The following is a 9,045-nucleotide window of genomic DNA, read 5'->3' as shown; positions in this document are numbered from 1 at the left end:
GGCAGCGTTCCCCCGACGAGCACCGAGAAGGTCACCCCCACGGTGACGGCCAACGTCCTGAACGAGCGCATGCCGGATCCTCTTCCTCCCAAGATGTGACGGCCGTCACAAGGTCTTGGAGGACAAGTTACTGACGCGTTGCGTTGCTGGGAACCCTTGCCTGCTGCACGGGCCCGGCTGTGAGGCCCGCGTTCCCAGGACCACGGCATGTGAGGTGACCAACAAATCAATCTTTTAGAGCAGATGCTCTATTAATGTCGAACCGGGACGGCGGTGATGAACCAGGGCCGCCGCCGACAACATGTCGAACCAACGACCCAAGGAGCAGTAGCGATGGTGACGATCTCCACCGACGGACCGATCTGGACCCTGGATCTCGGCGCGGACGAGAACCGCTTCACGCCCGAATGGCTTGATGAAGTGAACGCCGCCCTCGACAAGGTCGAGACGGCCGAGGGACCAGCCGTCCTGGTCACGTCCGGGCACGGCAAGTTCTACTCGAACGGTCTGGACCTCGACTGGCTGGGCCAGAACTTCGATCAGTACGCCGCCTACGTCGAGCGAGTCCAGACCTTGTTGGCACGCCTCCTGACCTTCCCGGTGCCGACGGTCGCGGCGCTCAACGGTCACGCCTTCGGTGCTGGTGCGATGCTGGCCATCGCCCACGACTATCGCGTGATGCGGGAGGACAGGGGCTACTTCTGTTTCCCGGAGATCGACATCCAGATCCCCTTCACTCCGGGCATGAACGCTCTCATCACGAGCAAGCTGACCCCTCGTTCTGCGTTCAATGCAATGGCCACGGGACGCCGCTACTCCGGTCCCGACGCACTGGCAGAAGGGCTCGTCGACGCCACCGCCGGCCTGGACCAGCTGACCCGGACTGCCAGCGACCAGGTGATCGAACTGGCAACCAAGGATCGGGCAACACTGGGCACCATCAAGGCCCGACTCTTTGCCAGCGTGGTCGATGCCCTGCGCGACGTCGACGCGAGCGCGTAGAGACGATGGGACGCCCCCGGCAGCATGGCCTCGAAGACCTTCTCGACCAGGCGCGCAGCCTGTGGATCGAGGACGGTGTCGCCGGGGTGACCATCCGTGCCCTCAGCACAGCATCGGGAGCCTCGAACGGCGCCATCTATCACGCCTTCGGTTCGCGCGACTGCCTCCTGGCGAGTGTCTGGACCCGCGAGGCTGACAAGTTCCTGTCGTTCCAACGCGATCTCGTCGAGCGCGCCATGGGCGAGGGCGGTCCTGTGGATGGGCTTGTCGCCGCAGCTCTCGCGCCAGCGGCCTACGCCGCTCGGGACGATCAAGGAGCACGCCTGCTCCTGACGGCATCGCTCAGCGACCTGCTCACTCCGGAGCTGGACGACGATCGACGCTCTGACCTCCTGCGGCTCCAGCGCGAACTGGGTGGCCTGATGGGCGAGCTCGCCGAGGCGCTGTGGAGCCGCCGCGACGGCGCAGCCATCACCACGGTGCGGTATTGCGTGGTCGACCTGCCCGGCGCCTTGCTCCTCAAGGCCTCGGCGGTGACCGACCCCGTGGCCCGCCATGCCCTCGAACGAGCCGTTCGTGGCATCGCGTCGATGCCTCCCCCCGCCTCGCCCCGCAAGACCAGGGCGTCGACGTCGACCGTCAGGGAGTGACCCCGAGGTCGCCGCACTCCTTCTCCACGGCCTTCAGGAACTTGTCCTCGTCGCCCGTCGCGTCCTTGTTGTCCTCGGCCCAGTCCAGGAGGTCTTCGTTGGCCTCCTTGACCTTTTCCGGATCGCCCGACTTGGCGGCGTCGGCCGACTTCTTTGCGAGATCGCAGTATTCGCTGGCGAGATCGCTCTCGCTGGCGCCACAGGCAGTGAAGGTGAGGGCAGCCGCCAGAACGATGGTGCCAAGACCGAGCGTGTTCTTCTTCATGAGACATCCCTCAAGGTGAAGTGACTGGACCCCACCGGACGCTAGCGGATGCTGGCGCATCGCGCGATGGGTGCGTCGTCTGCGATCGCGCGACAGCATTGACCGGCCTTCACCTGTCTGCGACGCTCCGACGAACCGTGCGGGCGTGCCCTGTGCCCGACGACCCACAGGAGGCAATGCGAATGCTTCACACAGTCCGCTCACGCAAGATCGCCGGTCGGCGTATCTCACGACTGACGGCCATCTCTTCCGCAGCCGTGATCGCGATCGGGCTGGGTGCGTCGCCAGCATTCGCCGCCAACGTCACGGCGAACAACGGCAACGGCACCATGACCCACATCGACGACGGTGACCGGTTCAAGGTCTGTGACACGCGGGTCAACGGCGTGGGAGTCACCGGCACCCTCGGCTGGACCATCCCCGGTGTCCAGACCCGCATCGTGAAGACGATCCAGGACGGCGGTGACGCTGGCTGCGACTACTTCACGTACGACGTCAACGATGACGTGTTGTGGTTCATCTCCATCTGCGACACCGGCGCCAGCAGCGGTTGCGACAGCAAGTTCTTCAGGGAGTAGAGGTCCCGAGAGGCGGCCTGCTCCGGGCCGCGACCAAGAGGCCAGGTTCCCCGTAGGGAACCTGGCCCTCTTGCATGGGGCTGTTGAGATGCAGCGAAGATTGACGAACTCCGCGCGGAGAACGTTGACCAAGCGGCGTCTATCGCCGACCGCTGTCAAAGTACTTGATCGCGCTGGGCACCACTCAAGACGGCGGTTGTCCGGTCCAGAGTCCAGCCACGTCAGCCCAAGTGAAGTCGTGGCCCTGCTCTCCGATCCACGTCCTCCAGAACTCTGGATCGTGGGAGTCGGGCCGCTGTTCCGGCGTCAGGGAGCCGATCTCGACCAACGTCGGCATCGGCGTCGCCCACCCGAGGAGGATGGCCTGCCGCGAGGGCAAGGATGGCAGCTCCTGGAGTAGTTCGCCGACCGCGTCGGGCACGAGCCGGGCGACCAAGTCTTGATCGCGGTCGTTGACCAACCGGTGAAGCAGGAAGGTGTTGCACTGCGACAGCACCGTTTGGGAGAGCGCGGAAGGCCGCTGGGAAGAGATCACCAGTCCCAACCCGTACTTGCGTCCTTCCCGAGAGATCTTCTCGAAGGTCTGGCGGCAGAGATCGGCGGTCGTCGGGCTGTCTTCAGAGTTGCTAGAGCGCCCGACGAAGTTGTGCGCCTCCTCCAACACGAGAACCGTGGGGTACGCCGTGCCGGTGATCCGTCGCACGTACTGGACCGCTTCCATGACGATGCGCCCTAGGACGCCCACCGCGGTGTGGATGACCTCAGATGCCAGGAGCGAGAGGTCCAGCACCGCGATCTGGCCGCTGCTCGCGTCCGGCTCTCCGATCACAGCGGTGAGCCATTCTGCGAGCGTCTCTTCGTCCGACGGACAGATGATGTCGCGAAGCCGGAGGTCCGCGAGAAGCGCGCGGATTCGGTTGATCAAGAAGATCGCATGCCCCGACGCGCCCGCGAAGTCCGGAGTCAGCGCGAGGGCGGCCATGTGGTCGGGCAGCGCGTCTGGATCAAAGTAGATCGGGGCGTCCTCATTGCCGCTTACTTGCAGAGAAGGGCCGCCGGCGAGAGCCGATGCCGCCATCAGAGCATCTCGGACCTCGTGGACTTCATTGGCCTGATACGCATTGTCGTACTGACCGAAGTGAGGCGTACCGATCCGTCCGATCACCTCATTCAAGGCGTCGACGACAGCACCGTGGCCTTGGGTGGCCGCGTCACCAAAGACCGACGCCATGCCCTTCAGCGCGGTCGTGACGCTCTTGTACTTCGGAAACGTCGAGTATGACGAGACATCGGACGCGAACGATGCCCAAAGGCTGGCGAATCCGCTGAGGAGGTTCGGCAAGGTGTCGTTGAAGTCTGTTGCGTCACTGCCAGCACGAAGTTGGCGCAGTGCCTGCTGCAATAGCGGGCGTTGGGTCTGCGGTGCTGCGCGAGTGATCGCGGCCCACTCCGCGCTGGTCCACATCCATGACGGCACCGTCAGGGGTGGGTCGTCGTCCCCTGGTTGTACGCGGAAAGTCCGCACCGATGAGAGGTCAGCGAAGCAGTTGGCGTACTCGCCGTTCGGGTCCAGGACGATGAAGCGCGCGTTCGGCTCCGAGTCGTCCACGACGTTCTCTCGAGCGGCTTCGAGTGACCAGCGGATCAGGCCGGCCACGGTGCAGGACTTGCCCGATCCCGTGTTTCCAAGAACCGCGAGATGTCGCCCAAAGACCCGGTCGGGGTCGATCAGTACGTCGGCCCCGCCTGCCAAGGGGGACGTCCCGATCTGGACTCGCCCACCCAAGCTCGCAGCTTGCGCGATGTGCTGGATCTGGTCGCTGGTGGGAACGAGTGCCACCTCGCCGACCGACGGATAGCTGACCACGCCGCGTACGAGCTCAGGCGTTCCGGTGCCCTGGCGGTTTCGCCAGAGCAGCGTCCCGAGAGGGGACAACTTCAAGCGCCTGCGCGGAAAGGGCAGATCCAAGAGCGCACGATCGCCGCGCTGCGAAGCTGATGACAGCGCGTCCGGCTCGATGCCAAGCCAGGTCACGGTGCCCACGAGGTAGCCAACCTCGTTGGCGATCAGGACCCATCCGTTTATCCGTGGGAACCGCTGCACGTGGCCCGCGTTTAGGGCTGTCGCCTGGGGTGCCGAATGGTCGAGGCGGACGGTGATCTCTCGGGGAGAGACCGACTCGACCACACCGATGGCTTGGGAGGCGGCGAACTCGGTCGCAGTCAGCGTCACTGGGTGGTCCCCTGCTCTGCGGCCGCGCCTGCAACGGCCTGCTCGTGGCCGCCGACCTTCTCGAGGTAGGCAGTCTGGGCTTCGAACAGGGGTGACGTGAGCGTCATCGGCATCAGGTCAACGAACTCCGCTAGGCCGCCGACCGACGCCCCGATGAGTTCCGTGGTCTGGCCTGGCGGGTAGCTGTTTGCGCGGCGGAAGGAATCCAAGGTTGTCAGGGGGTCCCTGGAGATGACGACGAGGTGCGTCGAGGGGATCGTCAGCATGTCGGCGATGACTCGGTTGATGTGGCTGTCGCCAAAGCCGTAGCCGAAGGTGACGAGCACGTTGTTTGGGCGGCACACAGCGGCGGCGAAGTCGCGGAACAACTCGGAGTAAGGGTAGGCCAAGGTCTCGACATCCTTAGCCGGATTCGGGTAAATCACCGCGGTGCTTGACGGCTCTTCGGGGAACATCGGATGCTCCTGATCCGCTCCCAACGGCAACGACGAGCGGACGATCTTCCCGCCATCTGCCATCCAGTCGACCGACCCGTGGAGCTTTGCGAAGCGCACCACACCATCTAGCAGGCGCGGTTCTCCACGAACGCCAGGAGGGGCGAAGTGAAGGTCGACATCGATACGTGAGGCCGAGAAGCGTGGTTCGAGCGATCCAACGAATCGATCGAGGAAACGAAGTCCGAGTCGATCTGCGGCTGCCTCCAGCAAACGGTCGTAGTTCGTTGTGTAGAGGTGGAGACGATCGCGTTGGGTCGGGCGTGAAGCAAACGGCATCAGAAATCGGCCGATGAGTCGCTCGAAGTCGAGCGCGGCGTCGGTGCGGTCGCGCAGGGCGGTTCCGAGTGCCTTCTCGAAGGCCAGGACTCCGGACAGTAGTCCGGTCATCGCCTCATCGACAGACGCGCGTACCTGTTCGGCCCGCTCTGTCTCCTGCAGCACTCTGAGGCCCTGCAGCAGATCAAGCGACGACCTGATCTCGTCCTCAAGGTTGGCCTCTCGGCCGAGCTGACTGGCCGAACCCTCAGCATGAGCACGAATCAGGTCGGTCTCGTCGCCGGCGCTCACGTGCTGCGCCATTGAGGGCGGGTAGGTTCCGATTAGGTGCCCCACTGCCGAACTGATGCCGTTGCCTAGAAGCAGAGCGAGGTGCTCGGTCTGGATCAGCGCCGCCAGCCAAGACTCGATCTTCCGCTGCTCTACCGATCCGAGGCCGGCCACGGCTTCACCTGTTGCGACCGTGTCCGTCCCGAGCCGTACCACCGAACCATCCACTGTCATCGATACCAAGCCTCTCCCGATAGCTCCGGAGCCGACGGTAGTGATCGCGTTGAGTCGGCGCAGGGAAACGCTGTGGCTCCCCTTAAGACCGGCCGGCTCTTGGCGGGCCAAGGTGACCTCACTGGGCAACCAGCCGATCAGGGGTCAAGGTGGCGAGGCGGCGAATGTCCCCGGCAAAGACAAAGATCTCACGCTCCAGCTCCTGCCTTGCCATGGTGAGCAGCGCTCGCGCCACTGCTGCGGTCAGAGGCGCGGAGACGTGCTCAAGCGGTTCGGACGTGAGCGCCACCCGGCAGGCTCGGATGACGGCGAGGAGTTCGACATCGACGAGGTAACGAGGGGCCGTGGTGATCAGGCCCCGTCGCATGTGTCGGAAGCAGGAAAGCTCGAGCGCCGACAGGGCGCTGATGGCGGCGTCGTGGATCGCCTCGCAGACAGCAGCGCGTTCAGCGGGCGGGTTTGCGACCAGAGGGCGGAGGGCAACCGAGACGACATCGGCGGCCTCAGCTATGCGCCGGATCCCGTCGTCAGTGGCGGTCCGATCGGTCCGAGCCCAGCCAAGGAGCACGGTGGCCAATCCGACCGTTGCGATCGCTGCCCCTCCTGCGTCTCGCAGCCCGAAGGCGACCGCAGTGCCGACGCCTGTCATTGCTATGGCCACGTGCGTGATCTGCTGAAGGTTTCCGAGCTCGCGCCACCAGGAGATGCGGGCCAGAGGAACGACCGGGAGCTCGGCGACCCGGACCATCAAAGCCAAGCCCAGGGCTAGGGCCGCGACCAGTGCGGCACCAGCGAGCAGGGATTCCACCGTTTGCGACCACTGGCCCTGGAACACAGCGACAGCCAAGAGAGCGACGGCGGCAAGCGCGAGGACCAGGTCCAACACCACCAGCGTGATTGTGAGGAACGACCCGGCGAGACGAACCACTCGGAACAGCCGAGCAACGCGCCGAGCTCCGTTGTCGCCCTGGTTCAAGATGTCCGTGACACCGAGCAAGATGAGAGCTGGCCCGAGTCCCGCGCCAAGTGCACCGAGCCAGTTCCACCCCGGGTCAATCGAAGCCAGGATCACGATCCCGGAGACGGTCCCGGTCGCGCCGACGACAGTCGGCACGTAGCCGCCGCGTCTCGGGGTCTCCGCTCGCCGACGCCCCGTCGGCAGCTCGTCACGAAGGTCGAGCGCTCTCTGCATCAGTAGCCCATGCGGTGCTCGGGCTCGTCTCCGGGGAGGCGCCTGAGATGCGGTCTTGTCTCGCACGCGGTCCCGGAGCGGCTCAGCGTCGAGGGCGGAAATCACGCTACGTCCTCGGTCCCGCAGCGGACGACGGCTGCGATCTGCTCTGCCATTTCCACGATCGCCACGGCGTCGGTGCTCAGCGCAACCTTGTCGGCCAGCGACGGACTGTAGGCACGCACCTGGTCGCCGGTGAGGTTGTGCCAAATGGGCAGAAGCGTCTGCTCACCGGCAACGGTCCGAGTGACGAGGCCGTCGAGCTCGTGGTTGGTCCATCCCTTGGCGAAGAACCGCTCGGAGAGGATGACGATCCCGAAACGGCTCGCCCGGATTCCCTGATCGATCTTCCGACGGAGGCTGTCGCCGATCGTCAGCTCTGTCTTGTCGAGCCAGACGCTGATGCCGAGGTCGACGAGGGCGTTGCGCAGCGGAACGGCAACCGCTTCCTTGTCCTCGCTGGCGTGGGAGATGAAGACGTCCCAGGTCTGCCCGCCCAGGAGATCGCCGTCAGGCTCGACCGGTTCGCGAACCTCGATGTCGCTGATCGGGCTGCGCTCGCGGATCGGGGCCAGCATGCCGGGAGGGGGAGGCTGCACGGCGACATTTGCTCGGACTCGCCCAGCGAGGCCGCCCAGGTCAACGACGACGAACCAGTGGCCGCTGTTGGGGATCGGGAGGCGGACGGGCGATCTGGTGGCGCGGCCGCCGTGGAACGAAAAGCGGCGGCCGGCCTTCAGGGCGTGGTAGTTGCTCGCGGTCATCAAGCGGACGTTCGCCTGCTTGTCGAGGGTGACGACGGCGACTGCGCCCTTCTTCTGCTGCTTCAGGTCGAAGTAGAGGTGCTGCATGATCCGGCGCTCACTTCTTGTCGCGCGGAGGGTTGGGGTCGTTGCCGGGCGCGATGGTGTCGGAGTCGCGGATACGGCCGTCGCGGCCGTGGATGACGACCTCGCCGCCGCCTGCGTTGCCGACGATCTGGCCAGCCCTGCGTACGGCCTCGGCCTGGGTGTGGGTGTGGGCACTGGATCGCTGGGCGCCGGGAGCACGGACGTCCCAGCCGCCATACTGGTTGGGGACAACGTGCCTGCGGTTGTTGTTGCTCATGGTCTTCTCCTGCTGGATCTCATCTTGTGGGTCTGGCTCGTCCGGTGATGAGATGCAGGTGCAAGTCGCATGCGATCACCTCGCGTGCCGCGGGCGTCTGGTGGCTAGACCAGGCGCCCGCACTGCGTTGCATGCCAGTTTGCGCCCGAATATTTTCACGCGATTTGATCTGCCTCTTGGCGGCGCGTCAGACCCGCCCACCGGCGTGTCGGCCCTCAAGCATCACCACTCTGACCTGCGCGAAGCGGTATGTTGTTTTCGCGCGATTTATTGGAGGTCTTGGATGTCGAAGGCGACGGTCACCCGGCTGGACGAGGCATCGGACCGAGACGTCCAGACTGCGGAATGCGCTAACCCGCGGTGTGATGAGGTCATCCAGCGCCGTGGCGGACGGGGGCGCCCGCGGGATTACCACGACGATGAGTGTCGTCGAGCAACGGCGGAAGTGAAGCGGCGCCTCGAGTCACGCTTGGATCACTACAAGGAACAGGTCGCGATCCTCAGCGAGCGCTACGCCCCCTACGAGAAGGCGCCCGGCATGGGCGAGTCCAGCGGACCCGCCGACGCAACGAGGCTCACTGCCGAGCAGATTCGGATCGCGCGTGAGGCCGTCAGCAAGGTGGACGGTGCTGCTCCGTTCCTCCGCAAGCATGATGGCGAATTTGCGGCTCAGCTGATCGAGCTCTTCGATGCTGTCGCTCC

10 protein-coding genes are annotated in these 9,045 nt (G+C 65.1%); 4 read left to right on the top strand and 6 right to left on the bottom strand.

Features of this window, described 5'->3' with window-relative positions:
* The first annotated feature begins 333 nt into the window (after window positions 1-333).
* Together ACOADB_RS11465 and ACOADB_RS11460 are read left to right on the top strand one after the other, a co-directional pair.
* On the top strand, window positions 334-1,002 hold the full coding sequence (locus tag ACOADB_RS11465; protein ID WP_378598321.1) for an enoyl-CoA hydratase-related protein: 669 nt from the start codon (window positions 334-336) through the stop codon (window positions 1,000-1,002).
* A gap of 5 nt (window positions 1,003-1,007) precedes the next feature.
* Window positions 1,008-1,652 (top strand): TetR/AcrR family transcriptional regulator, encoded by a 645-nt coding sequence (locus ACOADB_RS11460; protein ID WP_378598319.1) that lies wholly within the window; start codon window positions 1,008-1,010, stop codon window positions 1,650-1,652.
* Here the strand turns inward: ACOADB_RS11460 and ACOADB_RS11455 are convergent.
* A complete protein-coding gene (locus ACOADB_RS11455) occupies window positions 1,642-1,917 on the bottom strand; it encodes a hypothetical protein (protein WP_378598317.1) in 276 nt (91 codons plus the stop codon). The two genes, ACOADB_RS11460 and ACOADB_RS11455, sit on opposite strands and share 11 nt — an antisense overlap.
* A 182-nt stretch (window positions 1,918-2,099) precedes the next feature.
* Between ACOADB_RS11455 and ACOADB_RS11450 the strand changes: the two genes are divergently transcribed.
* Complete coding sequence (locus ACOADB_RS11450; protein ID WP_378598315.1) at window positions 2,100-2,495, top strand: hypothetical protein; 396 nt, start codon at window positions 2,100-2,102, stop codon at window positions 2,493-2,495.
* Between the two features lie 184 nt (window positions 2,496-2,679).
* Here the strand turns inward: ACOADB_RS11450 and ACOADB_RS11445 are convergent, their stop codons facing one another.
* The 5 genes from ACOADB_RS11445 to ACOADB_RS11425 form a co-directional block, all read right to left on the bottom strand.
* The gene (locus tag ACOADB_RS11445; RefSeq protein ID WP_378598313.1) at window positions 2,680-4,728 is read right to left on the bottom strand and encodes an ATP-binding protein; all 2,049 of its coding nucleotides are present in this window, start codon (window positions 4,726-4,728) and stop codon (window positions 2,680-2,682) included.
* Window positions 4,725-5,945, bottom strand: a complete 1,221-nt coding sequence (locus ACOADB_RS11440) for an SIR2 family protein (RefSeq protein ID WP_378598311.1) — start codon at window positions 5,943-5,945, stop codon at window positions 4,725-4,727. Before ACOADB_RS11440 ends, ACOADB_RS11445 begins: the two co-directional genes overlap by 4 nt.
* Before the next feature lie 178 nt (window positions 5,946-6,123).
* Complete coding sequence (locus ACOADB_RS11435) at window positions 6,124-7,197, bottom strand: hypothetical protein (RefSeq protein ID WP_378598309.1); 1,074 nt, start codon at window positions 7,195-7,197, stop codon at window positions 6,124-6,126.
* 101 nt (window positions 7,198-7,298) lie between these two features.
* The gene (locus ACOADB_RS11430; protein ID WP_378598307.1) at window positions 7,299-8,087 is read right to left on the bottom strand and encodes a DUF1883 domain-containing protein; all 789 of its coding nucleotides are present in this window, start codon (window positions 8,085-8,087) and stop codon (window positions 7,299-7,301) included.
* A gap of 10 nt (window positions 8,088-8,097) precedes the next feature.
* On the bottom strand, window positions 8,098-8,343 hold the full coding sequence (locus tag ACOADB_RS11425) for a DUF2188 domain-containing protein (protein ID WP_378598305.1): 246 nt from the start codon (window positions 8,341-8,343) through the stop codon (window positions 8,098-8,100).
* 469 nt (window positions 8,344-8,812) lie between these two features.
* Between ACOADB_RS11425 and ACOADB_RS11420 the strand changes: the two genes are divergently transcribed.
* On the top strand, window positions 8,813-9,045 hold a 233-nt coding region (locus ACOADB_RS11420), incomplete at its 3' end, for a hypothetical protein (RefSeq protein ID WP_378598304.1).

Source organism: Nocardioides sp. CPCC 206348 (genome assembly GCF_048654705.1).
Classification (GTDB): domain Bacteria; phylum Actinomycetota; class Actinomycetes; order Propionibacteriales; family Nocardioidaceae; genus Nocardioides.
The sequence above is the reverse complement of the archived record's forward strand: the minus strand, read 5'-3'. Positions and strand labels throughout refer to the sequence as shown.